Consider the following 20,622-nt stretch of genomic DNA (forward strand, 5'->3'; position numbering starts at 1 on the left):
GGTTCACATGGCTCAATTCTCAATGGAAATTATGCGCCTAACCGGCTCAGTTTCGCGCGGAAACCAACAACCGAAGACATCGCCCTTCGCGTCGGACAGTGGATCGAACCATCCCCGCCCCTCATGGATGACGATGACGATTTCCGCACTGCGCCGGTATTTTACTGCCTTGCGGGTGCTCTCCTTGACATCGATGGAAAAGCCGGCCTGTTCCAACACGGCTGCGCACGGGACACGGTCCCGAAGTTCTTCCAGTTTCTGTTTCTCCATTATTTTCCCGGCGCTCTTGGCGCCGCCCTTCTCTCCAGATCCATTCTTCCCGCAATTTGCGGGACCGTTCCCGGCGGTCCGCGAAGAGCAAAGGAGGCAAGGGCGCGCCATGGCAACCTGCTGATCTGCAGCTTGGCACCTCCCGTCGGTGCCAAGGCGCGGCGAAGCTTCCCTTGTCGCCTGCCGCGCGCAAGCGGCATCAAGGAGAGGAAAATGCCGGCTCAATGAGCCGGCCAGGGATGAAATTCATGCACGATCTCCAGATCGTCTTCATCGTCGAGTTCGTCGCTCGGCAGAACGCCGAACTCGTCGCCGGACCTGAACAGTGTGACCGGAACCATGAGGGTGCGTGAAAGCTGGAAGGCGTGGTTCTGCGCGACAGAAAGATCGGTGTTCATCTGAGGCTCCATCTTTGGAGCGGGCCATTCCCGCTCGATGGCTCCCGTCAGTGTCCGGAACCGGTCGCGATCACCGCGAAGGCAAAGCCGAAGCGGCCGCAGCTCGCTAGCGGACCCCGTCAGCGGGTTGATCGACGGAGATCGGGGACCGGACCAGGAAGCCATCCATCAAGAGCGGGATTGGGACGCCTCCATGGGCCGGCCTCCGACAAACAACGATCGTGCTGACGCGGATCTTGTTGTAGCCCTCGATACCTGACGCTACCTTCTTTTCGCTCCGGTCATCAGGTCAGAGTCGATGCCTATGACTGCTGGAGGCGGATCACAGACGACGTGAAGCCGCGAATGCTGGAGGTTCGCGATTGTGAGCCATGCGGAGCCGCCTCTTGAAAAGCCGACACGCAACCGATATATATTGAGCATAGTCGAGAGCGCTGATCCGTCGGTGCGTTGAACGATTGTTTCACTCGGCTTACCGAATTGGAGCGGACCGCATGCGGTCCGCTTTTTCGTTTCAGGGGGATTCGTTGCATCTACTATATCTCGACGAGTCTGGTCACTCGCATGATCCAAGCTCCGACTTCTTTGTCCTTGCAGGCTTTAGCGTATTCGAGCGCCAAACGCATTGGCTGGAAGCCCAGATAGATCCTGTAGCGGCGCGCTTCAGCTCAACCAATCCTCGAGAAATCGAGTTCCATGGAAACCCAATGCGCTCGGGCAACGGTACCTGGAAAGGTGTGCCTCCCAACGACAGAGTTCAAGCCGTCGTCGATATCTTGTCGCTACTGGCAGACAAGCAATTGCAGTTGAAGGTCTATGCCTGCGTCATCGAAAAGAAGCTCTTCTCTCCGAACGATATTCTGGCTCGGTGCTTCGAGGAGGTGGCTTCGTGTTTTGATGGCTATCTGAAGACGCTTTATAAGAAAAAGAACCCCCAGCGCGGCTTGGTCATCCTCGACAAGAGCAACTATGAGGAGAAAATCCAAACCCTCTCTCATGTGTTTAAGCACGTGGGGCATGCCAACGGCCAACTTCGCAACTTTGCCGAAGTCCCGCTTTTTCTGGATTCGAAGGCATCGCGCCTGATTCAGATGGCGGATTTGATCGCCTACTGGATTTTCCGTCACTTTCAGTCGGGCGACCAGCGTGGCTACGACCTCATAAGGCCTTACTTTGCCCGGTATGGCATCGGGCCAGTCTCAGGTCTGCGCTGTCACGTCTCGCCGGAGACAGAAGCGCGCCTCGCTTCGCATCCAGTTCCAGCTCACCCTTTTCCAAAGGCAACCCCGAAAACTATTGCCGCCGCATCCCAAGTCTCTACGCCTGAGGATCAAAGCGATTTTTGAGGTGCATGCGCTCCCTCGACACGCCCGGTTTGAGCATTTTTCAGTGAAAATTCCGGCTCTTCACCTTCAGCGTATCGATATGAAGATCGGGCGTGAACATGTCCCGCGGAACGACCGGCTTTGTCCTGCCGCGTGAATCCGGCCCGCCACCACCTTGGGCAAACTCACCGCCGCGACCAAGCGTACCACGCCGCCGTGTACGAAGCGGGTGACCTATTCTAGTTCATTGACGACACGCCGAAATGCGTTAGTCGCCTCCGCCTTGAAGGGACTCGAACCGCCGACCCCGATATTTCGCCGATAAGTTCGCGCTGAATTTCCGTATAGGGACAACTACTTGCCCTCGGGAATGGCTTATATGGGGCCGGCAACCGACTGGCGGCTTTGTGATGGGACGCCACCAGAAGCTACGTGTGAAGGTAATCCACCGAGCGCATGAATTAATTTGCGCACCCGACGCAAATCTTTTCAACCACTCAACAAGGCGTGCTCAGTCAACTCACAGGCCAACTTTTCGACGAGAAGACGGGTTGGCTTGTACGGTCGGGTCCGGCGGTCGCAACCGCCGTCGACAAACTTGCAGCCAATGCGGAAACTGAAGGAGCCTAAGCTATGGCTCGCTCATCGATCGCTTTGAACTGAAAGCCGTTGTCCATCAATTTCTTCAGCAGGGCCGCAAACAAAGACGGATCGTTCTTCCAGTGAGCGTCGTGCGCAAGAATGATGTCATTGTCCTTGGGGAACCCCGCGTCTGTGGCCGCCACGCCGGCAATGCCCTGCCAGTCTAGGTTTTTGATGTGCTCCAAGACGCCATTTGGCGCAAACTCGAACTTCCAGCCGATATGCCGCAAGCCAAGATTGCCGACCTCAGTGACCGAAGGCGGATGGAAGCGCCCATCACCTGGCAACCGTGCGAGCGAAAAATTCAGAGTGGGCTTTCCGGTCACCGCCCGAAAATGGGCAACGTTGTCGGTAAGGTTCTTCTTGAACGCTGTCTTTTGTGCTGGTTGGGTCAGGTCGCCGTAGGTAGCCTTATAGTCGGGAAGCGCAGAAGGCTTGTGAACGAAGCAATGGTTGCCGATCTGGTGGCCCTCCTTCAGCATTCTCTCGACGAGAACTTTTTCTTTGGCATCATCAAAACCGTTAGACCCCGTCAGAAAAAAGGTCGCCGGAGCGGCTACATCCTTCAGCTTGTCCAAGACGACGGCCGTACCAACATTGGGGCCATCGTCAAATGTCAGAAATGCATTTTTCGCCACTGTCCATACTCCTCTCTATTCGCGCCGTCACAGGCCCACCCTATTCGGTCACGGTTATCACGTTGATCGGATCCGAGAGGCCGACAAGTCGCCCCTGCGCCTCCGGAAGCTTGTTGAGCGCCTCGGGAGAGAGCGCGGCAGGCAGGTCCAACCGGCCCTTGGCTACACCGAAAATCCAGTCGAAGTCGAAGCTATCCACCGAAAGCCCGACATCCTTGACGCTGTGCAACAACGAGACATCGAACCAGCGCTCGCGCTTGGGTCCCTGCGCATCCTGTACAGACAGTGTGATAGCGCTGGCACGAAGAATCTCCGTGATTTTTGGCTCCACGCGCACAACACTGTTTTTCTCGCCAGCGACGAAGCGCCTTGGCCAGCGGATTTCGTAGCACCAGACGTCCTTATTGCTAGCATCCCTTTTGCTGTAGAAGAGGAGCTCGAACGATCGAACCAACGTCGCCGCACCAAGGCCGGTCGGAAACTCGATCATGGCCGTCGATCCATCGTTTTGAGCCTTCATGGCGATGACCAGGTCAGATATATCCACCGGCTCGTTGGCGGCCCGGAAATGAAAACGCATTTTGCGTATATCACCCGACTTCGATGACACGAGATCGAAGTATCCCGAAGCGAACTGCTCCAAACCTCGGATGGCCTCGTTGGTCTTACCAACAATATGCAGGATCTCGGCCCGCGTCTCGAATTCTGCCAGCAATAGCGAGCTTTCCGCCGCCAGGTCTAACGACGTTCCGCCGCCACCGTCGAGCAAAAACGCAGATTCGAACAAGTCGACCTGATGCCCGATTTGCTTTGAGGGCTTGCGAACGATCAGCGCGAGATGTCGATGGACATGGAGCGGATACCGTCGCGTCGCAACAGGGCTCATGATATGCAGTGCTTCCGTCTTCATCGCCTCGACAAATTTGAGCGGTGATCCCTTGGGCTCGCCCACCGCCACCGCTGCTGGCATGAATTTCTTTTCCTGGATCAAAATGGCTGTCAGACCGGCGACTGCCGTTAGGTTCTCGTCACTGTCCGGCTTTGTCGCAAGCCGGGTCATGACATTGCCCATGTCGCGTCCGGTGCGGACCCACTCAACAAAGCTCGACTCTGACTGCCGCGTCCTTCGCAACGACAGATCCGCAGACGGCTCCAGCTCGCCCGTCGTCTTGACGATGACCGATGCCCGCAGCTGAGGCCGCCCTCGTGCGTTGTTGTCGCCTTCCAAAATTTTGATGTGACCCTGGTAAACCCCGAGTATGTACCGACCATCACCGACCGGCCTGATCATGAGTGCAGCATCAACCGCCTCACCTTTGTAAAGTTCGACCGGAGAGTCGGAAATTCCATCGACGAACAGCGCCTCATGGGCGACGTCAATGGTTAGAATACCGCCCGTGACATCAACCGCGACGCAAGTTTTGCCATCGCAATTTAAGGTGAAACTTTGATCGATCAGGACCCAGCTCGCATCGAACCTAGAAAGCGTCTTTTGTTTGACGTCAGTCTCCCCGGGCATCCAGCTCCAGCAGGGGTCGGCATAACGGGATAGCGCTAAGCCGACGAAACTTTCCTCCATCTCACTCAGGTTTGCGTCGGGCTCGTTTATCGCTTCCGGCATCACGAAATGCAGCATGAACTGCGAATTGCTATAGATCGGCAGCTCTGTGTTCGGCTGATCGAAGTGCAGGCCGACAGGCCCTTCGACGGCAACGGAAACAGCCCGCGAGCGCGCATCGCCGACCGGGAAGTAACTCAGCAGCGGGTCCGGACCGATCTCCTTGCGTAACTGATCGAGCTGCAGGCGGTCAGGGTCTTTGGGCGCTTCATCCTCGATGCTCTTGAACTTGTAGGTGTTGATCATCTTGAGGTCCGCGTCGATACGGTCCGCCAGACCAAAATGGTAAAACGGAGGTTCGGAAAGCACACATGCCACTGGTGCGATCTTGCCTGGGCTGCCCGGTATGTTTCGCAGCGTCGGGAAGAAGGCGCGAACCTGGGGTCGCGTAATGTTGGCGACAGATGGCGCTGCCAGAATAACGGTGCGCGCCGCGGCCCATTTATCGTCATCGACAAACAAGTTCGTCGACCGCCGACGGGGATCGGTAATGATCCCACCATAGCGGCTGTGGAGCGTGACCCGATGTCGGTAATAGGTCGCCGAGTGTTCAGGCCAGCTGAATTGATCGAGTGTCGTGGCCGCGGGACGCGGAATGATCCGGATGTTGTCCTTGATGTCCCCGATCTCATCGGAAACGCCAAAGAATGCATCCGCCTCGAAATCAGCGAGCGCGGACCGGTTTACTTCTCCGACGGCGCCGGGCTCGCCTTGGACCACGTTGATCGGCAGAACGGGAAATGCCGCGGCCGCGCCTTTTGGCACCGGATCGATCCAGTGATAGATGGGCTGGCCGGTGGCCCGCCAGCGCTGTGTCGCCACCCGCGCCGATCCGTAAATACGGTCTTCCGGCCGGGGCCGCAGCTCAAGTCGGAAACTGCGGGATACGTCGGCGCTCGACGCGGAGACGAGGCTCCCCGGCGCCATGGTGGCTCCCGCCAACGAAGTGGCGGTTTCGACGAAGAACTTGGCGCCGTCGAAAATCGTCCATTTGCCATGACGTCCCACTGCAAGGGTCTTCATGCGGTCATCGAAGACCTCGCTTTCAAAATGCTGTGAGAGCACCGCCGGCGCGACCAGCACACGGTGAACCCAGCCTTCCGGAAGATCCAGCACGATACCGGATTTGCTACCAGCCTCGCATGTTATCGTCAGTTGGATTTGCGCCCTGGCGAGGATATCGTCTACGAGTTTGCACAATTCCTCGATGCGTTTAGACAGCTCGCCCATGCGTTGACTGCCGTTGGACGTCAAAGCAAAGCTCGTCGGAATTGTTAGGCCTGTAGGGTCATAAGGATTTATCTCAATGACACGGTCGAGATAGCGGCCGCCGGACTCCACCGCGCCAAAAATCTGGTCCGATGCGGCAACACTTATCATGACTGCCTTGACGGCTGGATCCGGCAATTTGCGGATCTTTTCCGCGTAGGCATGTCCCGCACCCTCGAATAAAGCCTGCGCCCAGCTGAGAGCGGTAAACAGCTTTTTCTGCCTGTCCAATTCCTCCGCGGTGCTTTTTTTCGTGTCGTCAGAGTTGTCACGGGCCGTCTGGTTCCAAAGGTCGATATTGCGAGCCCAGCACTCGAAATCGGCATAAGACACCCGAGGCGTTTCAATCGTCAGATCTTCCGTGGACCGCCGCATCCATCCTTTACCCGGCGGTGAAAGGAGAAGCACCGCACCAGCGCGGTCTGCGCTTCCTTGGGCGTGGTCGCTGGATGGATCGGAAAAGCTTAATCCGCCAGGTTCGCTCAGACCCTCCTTCCAAGTCAGCCGCAGCCAACATGGCGAAGGGTCGTCCATTTTATCGAGCGTGATCGTGAGCGTCTGATCGGTCAGCGCCTTCGATTTTACCGAAGTTGTGATAAACACGCCTTCAATCGCTTGGACTTGTTTGATCTCGAGCTGATCGTCGCGAAGCTTTCCGGAGATTGCGGCAGCGTGCAGTTTGATCTCGGTGACATCCGAATTGACGCCTCCCGTACCGTCGCCCAACCTGAACAGATTGAGATGCAGCTGACCCCCTACGATGTTCTCTAGCACCAGCCTAGGGTCGTCCTTCGCCAAGGGAAAGACATTGCTCGGAATGGAAAATTTGTCCTTCTCCGCCGGCTTGCGGGCAAATTGCATGTCGGAGACGGCTGTACGACGCAGATAGGGCTGGAGCGCATCTGTCGCAGGAATGAATGCGGCCACGGCCGCGTTTGGCGGATTGCCCAATGGCGCTGGCAGGTAGGGATTGTTGTCAACTCCCCGCAACGCGGCGGGTAGCGCACCCGATCCCGGCAGCCAGAAAGCGGTGATGCCGTACCTGCGGCCATAAGCCAAAGCAGGTAGTGGCGGGAAATCTCCGTTATACTTGGCCTCCGCCAACTGGTAGCCGCGCACCAGCTTGGCCAATTGCTGCTGCTTTATCTGATCCGGGCTCATCTCTGCACCACCCCGGCCGGGCAAGGGGCGGTTTTGAGTTGCGAACGGCACACCCTCATAATTGACGAATATGCCCGATGCCCCATTGTTTAACGCCGGCAGCGTAGGCAGCACCGTTCGATCGTCAATAACGATCTTTGGATCCTTGCGGTCGACGAGCGCAGCCAAGCTGGCATGCACCGTTTCGTCGACGCCTCCAGAGACGGCGCGAACAAAAAAACCCAGACCCGAAATCCTAGCGCTCGCCATTTCCACGGCCGTGGGATCGGCCGTCTCGGTTATCTGGATCGGTAGCGGCTGCGGCGTCGCATCGGGGCGGAAAAGCATGCCCGACGGCGTCTTTCCGGTAATCTGCGCCACACGGCGCTCGAACACGTGTTCCAGCAGCACGTCCCGCAAAGTTTCGGGGACAACTTCGAAACCGGCCAACGGCAGGCATACGTCCAGCAGGTCGTCCAAAATCGCCGGCGGCTTGGCGCGATGAACCCGTCGCTTAAGCCACAGACTGTCCGACAGCCTACCTTCAAGCGCGTCGCCGTTCTCGATTTTCGACCCGATCAGCGCGCCAATAATACGCTTGCCGAAGTCACGCCTAACGGACTCGGCCGCGTTGAAATCGCCTTCGATGAACTGCTTGAACTGGGAATAGACGTCGGTCGCTTTGTTGATATCGCTGGGGTCTGGATTAGCTTCGTCTTCGAGAATGCGCGTTCCTTTCAGGAGATCGGCATCCAACCGACCGTTCCGCAGGAAAGCCGCATCGCAGAATGCAAGCAGCCAGGCTTCAAGTCCGGTTTCACTCTCAAGAAACACCGACAACTGTGCGAGTTCCGTCCAGAATGCCTTGACTTCCGCGCTCCACGTTTCCCAGGTCTCGGTTTTTCCGGACGGTACGGTTGAAAAGAGCTTTTCGATCGTGTCCAGTTTCAGGGTACTGGGAAGGTAACGCGCTATGCTTTGCCAAGTCAGCGAAGGCGCTATGTCCTGGTCGGCAACAGTGCCGCCTGGAGCAGCGACAGGGGCCGCCGATCCGTCGAGTGCAGCCAGTGCGGCATCCAAGGCGTCATAAAGATTCTTGTATAATCTCGTTTCATCGACATCGAGCGAATAACGCTCGCGCTCGAACAGGCTTGCGAGACTGCGGCAAAGCGTCAGCAAGATCTCGCTGCGAGCCGATGCCGGTTCGGCCTCGGAGCCGGCGGGCTTAGGATACCGCATGGCGACTGTGATCACGTCGAACAGGGCAACGACCGAGGCTCGCTCGAACCATAGGCGCACATCGGTCGGAAGCGCCGCGGTTTTCAGAACCTCCCTGCTGGAAAGGCCAGCGACTGTTTTGCGGAAATCGTCATCCCCGACAGCCTTGGCGAGATCAGCGACAAAGTCCTCGTCACCCGCGGCTTCTGCGAGCGTCGAAGACATCGCAAAGAGCGATGGCGCATGCTCCTCGATGGCGCCGACGAGCCTGCGCAATTCATCCGCCATCGCGACCGGCTTCACGCGGCCGTCATTCTCGAAGAACGTGTTTGCCGCCTCGTAGTCTTGAAGCGTTCCGGTCAACAAGTCGAACAGGTGCTCTCCTGCTGCATTGCTGACCGCGACCACCAAGAGTTCTTCATCCGCCGACAACAGGCTGAACTTAAGCTCCGCCACTGCTTGGCCCGGGGGCACGAACAGTACCCCGTGATATTTGTCGGCTGCGCGTAGATGGGCGCTCGTCAGCAAGACCGTCAGGTAGTTTCTTTGCGCCAGCGGCGCTGGCCATTTTGCGGTTGCGCGGAGCAGATCGACAGCTCTGGCATTACGAATGTCGGCCACGTCGCGTCTGTCAGTAGTTGCAAAAAACTCGACGGGCTCTCCAGCAGCGTCAGTGAAGGCAGTCCCACAATCCTCCAGCCAGGCTTGGATCTCTCCCGGCGAAACTGCTCCTTTATAATGTTCGAGCCCGAGATCTCCGACCACGCTGACCGGGGTGCCATCCTTCGGAACCGCAATGAGATGGAAGCCTCCCTGGGGTAACTCATCCAGAAAACGCCAGAAGACCGGCCGGGCTGCATCTTCGTTGTCTTTCACGGTGCCGCCTACGGCCTGCACTTCAAGACCGACGTGACAACCAAAGACCTCTCCTGTCTTGACGCCATGCAGCGCGTTCGGCTCAATTTCCCCGGCGATGTGGACGATCTTCTTCATAGGGCCTTCCTCGCCTGGTCGAGCGCTTCGAACTTGTCGAGCATCTGCTGGTATTTTTCCGGTATTGTGACCTCTGTCTGCGATTGGCTGCTGCTGCGTCCGTCCCGCAAATTGTAGGTGACCTGGGTCGAGTATCTAAGCTTGAACCAGCGCGAGATACGCACCTCGACTGAAAGCGACCCGAACGCCTCCGCTTTGCCGCTATCCTGGTAGCTGATCGACAGCATCAGTGTCAGATAAACCGACACCATCCCCCAGAGGCTGACATTGCCCGCGACGACCAGAACGAGCGATACCGAAAGACCTTGATCAGAGCCCGCCGGTCCACCGATCATCTTCTGGAAACGGATCGCTACGCTAAGCGTGATGTACACGCCACCGGAAACGGGGCCAAAGGAAAAGGCAAGCGCAGCGGAACCACCGACAGCAGCCTCGACGGACACCATGAGCCTCGGTCCGAAAGGCCGATATTCTGCTTCGATCTGGATATATCCAGTGCCGCCAATGATGAAAAAGGAGAAGATAAACGGCAGTTCGCGCCGGGACAGGTTGAAACGGTCGGCAATGACAAAGTCGGGATAGGCGCGCAGCGAGAAGTGGTTCGCGATCTGGATGTTGCTGACGCCCGACGTGCCGAAGTTCAGCGACATGGGCGGCATGGTAAAGTCGTGCTCCACCCCGACCGGAACACCGCCCTCCTTGAGGAATTTGAGCCCGCCCCAGGCGTCCGGGAAGATCGATCCGAGCGTATCCTGGATCATTTGCATGGCGCGATGGATGCGGATCTTGCGCGGGTCGAGCGTGAAATCGAGATGCCCTTTGCTGCTGTAACTAATCAGCACATCCTCAAGCGCGGCCATGACCTCGCCGCCGACCACCATCTCGATCGTCGTCGTCAGCAGAGCCTGGTCCGTAATCGTGATTTCCTTCTGGTCCTTGGACGCTTCCGCCCGTAGGAACGCCTTAAGCAGACTGCTCTTCAGGAAGAACGTGAATATACCGTGAGAGAATAACTCTTCGCGATCGGGCATGGGCGCATTGACATCGGCACGAGCCCAGGCCCGTCCGGCCTTCGGGTCAATGTCGTGTGTGATTTTTACGGCATTGGCGATGCCGCCCGGTATCTTCGCGCGCGGCAGCATTCCGGAAAAATTGATGCCAAAATCCGGTATCAATCGTCGCAGCAGCGTGTCCTTGTCGACATCGAGGCGGAAGGTGTCGCCAAATTCCTTGAAGTTGAAATCAAGGCCGACGGACTTGAGACCGTCACCCAGCTGATTGAGCATGCCGCGCACTGGCGTCGTCTCGAGCGCATCCTTCGCCTCGTCGAGAAGAATGCGGATGCGCTCCGCATTGGTCCGGAAGGTCGCGATCTCGGGCGCTTGGGTTGCCGCGGAGAAGAGCTGCAATGCCAGTCCGGGCAGCGCCGAAGCCTTCGCCGAACCGATCTGCGATAAAACATCGGCGCCGCGATCAATGTAGCTGCGGACGTTTTCTCCGGCCTCGGCGAAGCGGTTGGCAATCTCTGCTGTTGCTCCTAGCAGTCTGTCAACGCCGGCCCGTGTGTCTTTCCACTTGCTAGGATCGAGGATGCCGCCGGAGAACGCGTCCAGGATCGGCTTCAACTCCGCGGCTGCCTGCTGCGCTGCGGACTCCAGCCCATCCCGGATGGAATTGCGGGCCGCGATTGCCTCCTCGCAGAGCTTCTTGGCATCACTTACCGCGGCCAGAGGCAGGGCTGTGAAGCTGTCGATCGCCGCCTCTGCTTTCTGGGATATCTGCAGGATCACAGCTCGGGTATGAGCCTTTATGCTGTCGGCCTCCGTCGGCCAGTCCGCGGCGAAGACAGTGTCGAGGATCGGATTAACCACTTGGGCCATGAATTGCTCCACAAGCGATTGTTCAATGGTGGCCTGAGCGTTTTTGACCCTGTCGTCGAAGGAAGCAAGCCAGCTGTCGATCGCGCCAAGCGCCGTGTTTGTAGCTTGTCCGATGCTGGACAGTTCCACGTCGATCCAGTTCACGGCTCGCTCGACGGCGATGTCGAGAGGAAGCATACCCTCACGCCACTGGTCAAAAATCGCCTGAGCGCTGGCCGTGAGTAAACCTTCAAGCTTATCAAGCTCGACCACGAGCGCAAGAGACAGGGTCTGCAACTCTTCTTGGGTGAAGTCGACGGCAGCTTTCGTGGCGGCCTCTGACGAATCGAGGGCAGCCACAGCTACAGCTTTCGCGCTGTCGAAGATGGTTTTCGTTGCCGAGTTGAAGTCAGCCGTGATTAGCTTTAGGGCCCCAACCCCGTCCTTTAGATCTTTAATTTTCTTGCCGAGATTAACAGCGCCAAGGGTTAGTTGGAGCTGGCTAAGCACTGCGCTTGCCGCGGCCTTTGCCTGCGGATCTGAGATGCTGTCGATCGCGGTTTGCAGATTAGCGATTGTCCCGTTGATAGCAGGCTGCAGGCCATCGGCCGCGTCGATCACCGGGCGAAACAGCATATCGACAAGCTGTGCGTAGTCCGCCGCCGCAGCGTCGGTCGACTTTTTGAGGTTTATCACCTGCGCTATGCACGCGCTGATGCGGCCCCCGAGCGCTGAGGCCGCACCACCGATCTCTACCGCAAATCGCTGGCGCGCCTCCGCAAGCGCCGCCTGCCCTTCCATCGCCACGGCGTCGAACTCGTCATGAACCTGTTTAATGGCCTTATCGAAACGATTGATCGACCACGGCTTCTCGTCATCATAGGCGTTGCGCAAGGCCTTAAGGCGCGCACGCGCGCGCATCATCGCGCTCTCGGCATCGCTACGCCAATCGCCCACGATCGCGCGGGCTGTCGCGATCTCGCTACGGATGGACACGACACCTTGCGAAGCCTGTGTCAGGATATCGCTCGTCGCCTCGACAATTTCCCGTTCCGCCAAATCGCGGACGTCTTCTCTGGTCGGCAATGCCAGCGGTTCCAACGCGGCTATCGCCTCCGTCTCTGCCTGCCTTATCATCTCTAGCAGCAGCAGCTTGCGCTTCTGAATGGTTCCAGCAGCCTTGGTCGCGATCTGGTCGCAATCGGCGCTTTCCATAGACCATGCTTCCGCGATCAAGGTCGGTGCACCGTCAGCGAATTCTTTGACCTTGTTCAGCACGCTCTCGCCGCGGGAAAGGAAGGTGTCGATCTCCTTGACGCCTGCGACATCGGCCATTGCCCCGAGGGCAGCCTTTAGATCGGTGAGTTGCGCGGGTGTGGGCTCGTTGTCCCCAATCGTCTTCAGCAAGGCCACCACCTTGCCATAAGTCGGGATGGCTGTTGGCTGGTTGCCCGTGCCGTACGGAAGAACCAAGTCAGGTTTCAGCAATGCTTGGGGTTCCCCGGCCCTCAGCCTATGACCAAGTTCGGTTTTGATCGAGTCCTTCGCCGGAACAGATCCCGGTGCACGCATCAGTGATACCGATTCCAGCCCCGCGAAAATCGGCTTATCCCCACGCTCTGCGTTCAGCCGAGTCCGGATCGCTGAGGGCGCCAAGCGCCAGGTGAAACGGCGCAGGCCGGGCAGGATGCGTATTGACGCTGCTTTGCGCGCCAGCTGTTGTTCTCCGTCTCGCATCCTTTCTGCGTCGCTTTTGTTGCCGACAAGAGCGTCGGCGCTTGCCGCCACGTCGCGCAGAAAGTCCATATGTCCGAAGGGCGACGTATCGATGCCATCGCGGATCGGCCAACGATCGGTGTTCGCCGTCGTCTCGGCTGCTTTCGCATCGGTATAAAAATAAAGATGCGCAACGTCGAGGCATTCCTGAACGGCCTGCGGCCGCTCGCCACCACCCTCGCCGGCTGTGACGAAGGCGACATCTGGGAAGGGGTAGACTTGTGGACGCAGTTCGGCCTCACCTCGGTTCCAGAGCGGCACTTCCCACCCCTCTGTCCCGACGTCCCGACCCCAGGCACTGTTGACATGGATGACACAGGAGTTAAAGCGCACCTCCTCCAGGAACCCCCGGCTACGGGGTGCGACATCCTCAATATCTGGATAGCGACGGCTGGGCTGCAGGATCTCGATGAACTCTTCCACCTTGCGCAAGACCGGTCGCCGCGTGCGGGTTGGCTGATGCGGATAAGGTGCAAATTGTGCCGAGGCGGCAGTCGTGCGCTCGTAGATAACGACATGCTTGGCGCGGTGCCAAAGCCCGGCAATGCGTCCGAGAACCTCGACACGATGCTTGTGCAACCGGCCTTCGCGTGTCTCGGTGATGACGGTAATATAGCCATTGAGAAATCTGACTGTCTGGTTGCCGCTGTCGCCCATCGGGGTCAACGCGATCGAACCAAGCGTACCGTCCGATGACGACGGGTTCTCTGCAAATACACGCGTCACATTGGCGGATTCGAGCGGCCACATGGCGCCGCCTGCAAGACCGCGCTCGTGAAAGCGCGGCGGTGCAAGTCCGCTTGCTGTCGATTTTGCCTCATACTCGCCCGCCTTGACCGGCGGCGCGAGAAGCGCAGTGCTGCGCAAAGCGAAGGTTAGCCCACTGTCGAACTGGGATGGCACGAATGGATCGGAACGACGGGTGTCGAGTGACCATACCTCGAGACGTTCCGGTCGGCGCTGAAATGCCTTGCGCAACTCTCTCCAACGGGTAGCGGTCGCATCCTTTTTCTCGTCAGCCTTGACCATCCGACCGGTCAGAGCCTCTAGCTCTGCCACGCGTGGACCAGACCGGCCATCCTCGGCCGGCGGCACAACAAGACCCGTCGAAAGACCATAAAGCAGCTCGGTGCGCAGTGCCGTCAGTTTGCGACCGATGCCGAAATCGCTCGAACCGGTGAAAAGATCGCGCGCCCGATATTCGGGAAGCATATACGCACGCGCCAGATCGGAGGGATCGACCCAAAGTACGGTGGGCGGAGAATATCGCATATCGACCGCATGCTTACGCGTGACATCCGTCTGTGGCGGCGCGGGCCTGATCGGAACCGTTCGATTGATGGGATCGTGTATCTCAAGCATACCCGGTTTGTCGGCGGCCTCACCGGTGGACGACGCCGGACGGACAAACATGTAATCGGCGTCTTGTAGAAACATGTTCCAGTCGCGTGTGTCGCTGTCATACTGCGCCACCGGACGATCCTCGCCCCCTTGCGACAATGGCTGGCGGCTGAACCGATAGGCCGAAAAGGGCGCGTCGCTAAGCACGGTAAAGGTTGCAAACGGGACATCCCCGGCAGCCTGCTTACGCTCCGACAGACTCGCTGTAAGCTGCCAGTCGTTGTCGTCCTGCAGCGTTTCCCTCATGCGCAGAATGAAAGTCGAGCGCTCAGGCTCTGGAGAAGCCACTGTCAGGGTCTCGCGGATCAAAAGATCGGCCGGGCGGGACGTTCTGTCGCCATGGGCGACATCGACGGTTACCGGCTCCGCAATATCAATTGCGAAAGAGAAATCCCATTCGAGGCCGATCTTCGGCGCCCGGTCTGACGCATGGCGCGCGTCCACCATTGGCCGGTGTCGGCGCACGATCCTCAGTCTGTTGTCGGTTCCTGTTAAAAGTAGCCCGTCGCGCGCGAAGGCGAGTGATCCGAGCCGCGTCTCAAGACCCGCGAAATGCTTCTTGCTTCCGACGTGAAGCGTGGCGCTAGCCGGGTCGTTGCCGATCGCGACACTGATACTGCTTTCGTCATCATCACGACCCGCATCACCAGCGAGGAGCGCGCCATCGAAAGCGATACGCACATGGTTGTGATCGTGCGCAGGATTGGCCGTGTCACCAACTTTCTCATTGAAGGCCGGCTGCACCATCCTCAGCGGCACTGGCTTTCCCGATGACGGGGGAATACGCCAGCCGACATCCTTCGCCGGGCGGGACAGCAATGGAGGTTGAGGCTTGTCGTCGAGCTGATCGGTGTTGAGTGTAATGTCGAACTGTGAAACAGCTTGCTTATCGGCATGCCGTCTAGTGATGCTGGCACCTTGAGCCGTCTGGTTAAGTGCGCAATATAGCTGGCGTGCGATAGCCAGCAGAGGCATCGCAAGCCTGTCGCCACCCGAGGCAGAGATGAAGTCCGGCATCGTCGACTGGGGCTGGCGCAACGTCGTCGGCATACCACCACGAGCCAGCCTCGAAAGCCGTGCCGCCTCCTCTAGCCCGCCGCCACGCAGGATCATGCGATCGCGTTTGTCAAACGGCGTCTTGACGTCACTGCTTCCAAGATTTCCATCTTTAAGCATCGCTGTTGAGACGAACCGTAGCGCGGCTCGGAAGTCGGTATTTGCCATTTTGGCCGGACTTGCGAGCAACTCTTTCACCGTCTGATCTGTAAGTCTGACGTGCCAATGGCATTCGGCGGTGACTTTCCCGCCATCTATGTCCAGAACACCGCCATATTGCAGGCTAAGATCAAGTCGTGCGGCGCCGCTCTCGAGTACCACGCCATCTTGTTCGATAAGATTGAGATCTCCCCGAACGGCGAGAAGGTAAATATACTCCTCGTTCGACACAGCGTGAGACTGATACTCTACGACGTGATTTACCACCGTGCCTTTTTGTCCAGGGAACCCCATCGCGGCAAGGAGCGATTGCATGTGCGGAACATCCGTTTCCGCCGGTACGTCAATGACGTGCCTATCGGCATCTACAGTTGTGGCGACGGCGTAATCGCCGAATTTGTACTGTTTCCGAACGACACCTGTCCCGCCCGAAGGTCCGGTCAAAAGGAGCTGTGGCTTGGTAAAATCGGTGCCGTTTACTGTAAAGTCGAACAACGCGCCAAGACTGATGGCGCCACCTGTCTCTCCCGGCGCTGCAGCGTCACGACCGATAGCCACCGGCGTCGGGAAGGCAAGCTCGAACCGGAATTCGTAAGACCGGTAACCCGGTTCGTCGCTATTGCCAAAGGTGATGCATGATGTGCGTGAGACGCCGTTGTACACGTAGGACGGCACCAGCGGAAAGCGCTCGGTCGGAAGCGCTGCCGAGGCCTTACTAAATTGGTCAAGAAAGAGCGCATCGAAAACAAAGAGTGTGCGGCCGGGCTTAGTTCCCTTGCCCTTGCAAGCCCAGAACGCGACCTCGCTCTTGTCCTTAAGATCACTGACAATTCGCTTGAACGCGACCGGTTCAAAAATATTGTCAGTTGCGGGCGGCGTTGCGGATGGCAATGGCGGAAAACCGCCCGCTCCAAGGAGCGAAAACCGTACGAATGTCTGATAGGGGCCCGCCTCGGTTTCGGCGGAATGGAATATCTCAAATATGTTCGCGGCCATCGCAGTGGCGGCCGCCTCATCCGAGGTCGCTCCAAACCGGAAACGTCCAAAAACTCGGAATGATCTTAATATTACCACGGCTCGCCCCCCCAAAGTCTGATCGTATTGAGCGCCCCCATTGTTGCCTCCCCAGCTTCAGTGATCCGATTTCAGCAGATGCCACGACCCGTCGCCAGCCGCGATAAGGCCATCGCGGCGACAATCAGCGTGTATAGAGGGGCTAGAAAAATGCGATGCAATGACCGACTTACTGCAAGCTTTGCCAGACAAGTACTTGGCGCAGCACGGCTTTCATTCGGTATGAGACATAGTATTTTTGATTTTGACGATGTCAAGTTGTATAAAATACCAAACAAAGCGCAGAAGATGCACTGTCTTGCCGGGCGCTCACCCTTTCCGAGGTTTGGAAAGCCTCGTCTTCAGCAATCCTGGCCGCGACAGCGGCTTGCGACTCCACACCGGCTTTCGGTGCGTCGACTTTCGCGACCGACATCCAGCGCTTCGAACCACTTCTGGCAATCACTTTCCTGCTTAGGCGGTATAGAGGGATCGGGTCGACGAATGATTTCCATCAGCGGATCCGGAAGATAGACCGAGACGGCCCCTATCATCACACGCTCTCACGAGAAACTCAGCACACTCACCCGCTTTCACGCGCATCAATTCCAGAAGCCATTGAGCCCTCCTCACACCCGAAACTGGCAGTTCTTGCGATGGCATGAAGCTCACCCGCCACCGCGTTGTCGAAGCCGTCGGCTGCCCGAAATCGTTCGCCTCCGTTTGCCGTCTCCAGCGTCGGACGGCGGTGGCCATGGTTCCAGTCTTTTCGGCGACAAGCTGGAGACGCCGCGAGGCCGTCATCGGCAATCGAACGAGTTCTCCGACGACGACACCGAGGCCGCCGAAGGACAGGCACTCCTCCATGCTCGCCAGGACGTCCTCCTCCTTGTCCCCCTCGATGAATACGACCCGGTCGGGATGAAGGCCGACTTGCGCCAGCGCAGGCATGAAGAGGTCGGGCCTCGTCAGGCACCATGCCACCTGCCCCTTTGTCCGGGCGGCTACGGCCGATCGCAGCGAAAGCAGGATGGGAAATGGGAAAGCTCTGAGGAGCGGTATTCCCGCTTTCTGCAAGATCGGTCTGAACTTCTGAGCACGGATGCGACGCGACCATTCCTAGCCTCACTTGCTTTACTTGCGAAGGTGGTCCGTACAAAGACCGTTAGAAAAGGTACGGGCAGTTATTGGGTAAAGCATATCGCCGAAAATTTCGAATGCACATATCCCGAAGGCGAGCCGCTAGGTCCACACTACGTTCCGAACGGCGTCCTGATTGCAGCTGCGATACACGCAGGTTTCCTGACCAAATCGCACTATGACGAACTTGGCTACCACTCGCTGAACGTGACCTTCAACATGTCCAAACCCTGCTCGGAGGATCTCGACTACGCCATTCGGCCCGATAGCGGTCGGTCTCAGGACCGGCGCCGGGAAGAGGAAAGACGGGCTTCGAAACGGAGCGGGCGACGCCGGTGGGTCTAAAGAGTGAAAAGCGGACTTGGCTTGTCACGGCAAATCACAAGCGTCAGGTTTTTCATCGCCCTGCTTAAACTGACATACAGCAGCCGCCGCTTGTACTCGGTGTCTGCAAACGATTGCTTGTCACACATCATGACCAGTGCGTTGTCGCACTCAAGCCCTTGTGCTTTGTGGACGGTACTGATGCACTTCGCTGGAGGTTGGGGATGGGAAAACGTTCTCCGCCTCGTAATTTCGATAAGTCCTTCGGTGGCGGAAGCGTATCCCCCCAGCTTGACGGCGTCCTGGAACTCGCTTTTCAGATCAATGGTGGTTTTGGCGAAACCTGGCGTCTTCGATGTGATGTGAGTTCGTAGAAGGCTAAGGCCACGACTGATTCCGCGATGGTCTGGCTCATCCAAGATAACGCGGCCAATCGCCTGCAGGTGAGCGGGCATTCCTCTCGCCGGTTTGCGGCACCCATCTTGTACCTCTTGCCGCAGCCGCCGGCCATGAAGTGATGCGGAGAACCCGGTGCATGTTTCTTCGACAAACGTCAGCAGCGCTTCGGTAATCCCGGATGCCGAGCGCGGGTTATCTTCGATTGACTTGACCAGCGAGGAAAGCGCCTCACGTCCGTGCCCTTCCCAAATCCGAATTGAACGATTGAAAAACGCGTTCAAATGATTGACACGGTCATTCCCGACAGTGAGTACGAATAGCTGCGAAGTTTTCCGTGCAATCTCTGATACTTCGCGACGATCGTCAGCAGTCATGGTAATGGCCTTGTGGGCGACCGGCGCAGAATTTGCCGCATGCAGGACTGTAAGGTCGGCTGGTAGCATTCCGGCGAGGTTTATCGTCTTGCCGGAGGCAAGTGCCTCTCGCGCTGCAAGCACCCATTCCCCGAGCTCGATCGAGCCCGAACGCCAACGATGGGGATTGGCCAAATGCCCCCACCCCCCTTCGTTTTTGAGCGCTTCCCAACGCTTTATTGCCGCTGAAGTGGTGCCCGCGCCGCCGTAAATGATCTGCATCGGGTCCCCGAGCAATCGGACGCGAGAGCCAGCTCGGTGGATCGCCATGACCGCTGCGTGCTGATCAGCGATGGCATCCTGATGTTCGTCACAAATGATTATCGGATACCTGAGAGCCGCGGCACGTGCGACATTTCCCGAGCACTCGAGAAGTTGTCTGCACTGGGCAGCGACAACATCATACGCCGAACTCTCGCGGGCCCAGGAACCTACATCTAACGGAAGATCGAGGGTTCGGTGATACATCGCAGCGATTTCAGTGAGAAAGCTGTCGAGGGTCCGGATTTCAACTCGGTCGAGCAGCTTGCGGGTTCTGTTTGCGAACACTGATCGAGCAGCGTGGGTGTGGGTAAGGATCAGAACGCGACCGGCCGCAAGCGAAGAGGCAGCGTCGAGCGCGTAATTGGCGCCCTGAAAGGTCTTCCCGCAGCCAGCCGGTGCCTCGATCGTTGCTAAGGCAACATCACTGCGGAGAAGAAATGCGATGTCTTGGTCCGTCACAGTGTCAGCTCTCCAGGATGCAGGGCTACCTCACCAACTTCGGCCCGGATTGCATTAAGGAACGGCAACAAGGCTGGCTCAACGAGATGCCATAGCCTTAAGCCGATCATTTTCTCGCATAGCTCCGCGCCACCAGGCAGCGTCTTGAACCACTTCTGACTATGTTTCGACCATTCTTTACCAGTCGGTTCGCTGGGCGCTCCGCTCCTGTCACCGGTTGCAGCCTGAACGATCAATTTCCGCAGACTGTCATAAGACCCACATGCGCTGAGTATCGCGCTCTCGCTTTTATCCGGAATAGCAAGTCGGTCGGCCAGCGTCCGAAGCCGGTCTCCGCTCACACCGTCGTTGTCGTACGCAAGCGAAAACAGAGATAAATTGGGAACGTGCGCAATGATGTTTTCCTCAAGGCAGCCAGTTTGCCACTGAAAAAGCTTCGGACCCGCGGCGGCCTTGAGCTTGACCCAACGGCCCGGAAATTTGCCTTCATCGTCGCAGAAGCCGCCAACGCTGATGCCCGCATCTTTAAGTGCCTCAAGCACGCCAAGCATGGCCTCGTTGCCACCCCCGTCCACCACTCTTATGCCATGGACCATGTCCTTGCCGTCGAAGACGAGCTTGAGCAGGATCCGCAGGAAGCCGACCTCCGTAATCCCCTCAGCAATGATCGGAACTCTTGAGAGAAATGTTTCCGGATCGCGCGACTGCTGGCGGGCGATCTTATCCTGAGGGAGGCGCCCAACCCGGCCACTGCCATCGATGTACCAAAGCGCAGCCTTCTTCGCTGCGGCCAAGACAACGGGGCTGT

8 protein-coding genes and 2 pseudogenes are annotated in these 20,622 nt (G+C 58.0%); 2 read left to right on the forward strand and 8 right to left on the reverse strand.

Annotation, left to right across the window (positions count from 1 at the left end):
- Positions 1–69: 69 nt before the first annotated feature.
- Together E8M78_RS23930 and E8M78_RS23405 are read right to left on the reverse strand one after the other, a co-directional pair.
- Positions 70–381, reverse strand: a pseudogene (locus E8M78_RS23930) (hypothetical protein); the annotation flags it as partial.
- A gap of 110 nt (positions 382–491) precedes the next feature.
- Positions 492–668 carry a hypothetical protein gene (locus tag E8M78_RS23405; RefSeq protein ID WP_170973475.1) on the reverse strand — a complete coding sequence of 59 codons (177 nt, stop codon included), beginning with the start codon at positions 666–668 and terminating at the stop codon, positions 492–494.
- A gap of 494 nt (positions 669–1,162) precedes the next feature.
- Between E8M78_RS23405 and E8M78_RS18900 the strand changes: the two genes are divergently transcribed.
- Positions 1,163–2,014: a DUF3800 domain-containing protein gene (locus E8M78_RS18900; protein WP_137136527.1), complete on the forward strand. Its 852-nt coding sequence runs from the start codon at positions 1,163–1,165 to the stop codon at positions 2,012–2,014.
- A gap of 605 nt (positions 2,015–2,619) precedes the next feature.
- Here E8M78_RS18900 and E8M78_RS18905 read toward each other — a convergent pair.
- Positions 2,620–3,273: a polysaccharide deacetylase family protein gene (locus E8M78_RS18905; RefSeq protein ID WP_137136528.1), complete on the reverse strand. Its 654-nt coding sequence runs from the start codon at positions 3,271–3,273 to the stop codon at positions 2,620–2,622.
- Positions 3,274–3,313: 40 nt separating this feature from the next.
- Positions 3,314–8,380 carry a hypothetical protein gene (locus E8M78_RS18910; protein WP_137136529.1) on the reverse strand — a complete coding sequence of 1,689 codons (5,067 nt, stop codon included), beginning with the start codon at positions 8,378–8,380 and terminating at the stop codon, positions 3,314–3,316.
- A gap of 381 nt (positions 8,381–8,761) precedes the next feature.
- Between E8M78_RS18910 and E8M78_RS18915 the strand changes: the two genes are divergently transcribed.
- Positions 8,762–9,028, forward strand: coding sequence for a hypothetical protein (locus E8M78_RS18915; RefSeq protein WP_137136530.1), 267 nt, complete (start codon positions 8,762–8,764; stop codon positions 9,026–9,028).
- A gap of 479 nt (positions 9,029–9,507) precedes the next feature.
- Here E8M78_RS18915 and E8M78_RS18920 read toward each other — a convergent pair whose 3' ends face one another.
- From E8M78_RS18920 to E8M78_RS18935, 4 genes and pseudogenes are all read right to left on the reverse strand, one after another.
- Positions 9,508–16,758 (reverse strand): hypothetical protein, encoded by a 7,251-nt coding sequence (locus E8M78_RS18920; RefSeq protein ID WP_137136531.1) that lies wholly within the window; start codon positions 16,756–16,758, stop codon positions 9,508–9,510.
- 531 nt (positions 16,759–17,289) lie between these two features.
- Positions 17,290–17,823, reverse strand: a pseudogene (locus tag E8M78_RS23585) (damage-inducible mutagenesis protein); the annotation flags it as partial.
- A 473-nt stretch (positions 17,824–18,296) separates the two neighbouring features.
- The gene (locus tag E8M78_RS18930; protein WP_137136532.1) at positions 18,297–19,814 is read right to left on the reverse strand and encodes an ATP-binding domain-containing protein; all 1,518 of its coding nucleotides are present in this window, start codon (positions 19,812–19,814) and stop codon (positions 18,297–18,299) included.
- The gene (locus tag E8M78_RS18935; protein WP_137136533.1) at positions 19,811–20,608 is read right to left on the reverse strand and encodes a hypothetical protein; all 798 of its coding nucleotides are present in this window, start codon (positions 20,606–20,608) and stop codon (positions 19,811–19,813) included. Before E8M78_RS18935 ends, E8M78_RS18930 begins: the two co-directional genes overlap by 4 nt.
- Between the last annotated feature and the right edge of the window lie 14 nt (positions 20,609–20,622).

Source organism: Rhizobium sp. FKY42, assembly GCF_005222835.1.
Taxonomy (GTDB): Bacteria; Pseudomonadota; Alphaproteobacteria; order Rhizobiales; family Rhizobiaceae; genus Neorhizobium.

Excerpts from the sequence above, each read along its gene's own strand:
- E8M78_RS18920 (WP_137136531.1), bottom strand. The coding sequence starts at position 16,758 with ATGGCCGCGAACATATTTGAGATATTCCATTCCGCCGAAACCGAGGCG.
- E8M78_RS18900 (WP_137136527.1), top strand. The coding sequence starts at position 1,163 with ATGCGGTCCGCTTTTTCGTTTCAGGGGGATTCGTTGCATCTACTATAT.
- E8M78_RS18915 (WP_137136530.1), top strand. The coding sequence starts at position 8,762 with ATGCTCCTCGATGGCGCCGACGAGCCTGCGCAATTCATCCGCCATCGC.
- E8M78_RS23405 (WP_170973475.1), bottom strand. The coding sequence starts at position 668 with ATGAACACCGATCTTTCTGTCGCGCAGAACCACGCCTTCCAGCTTTCA.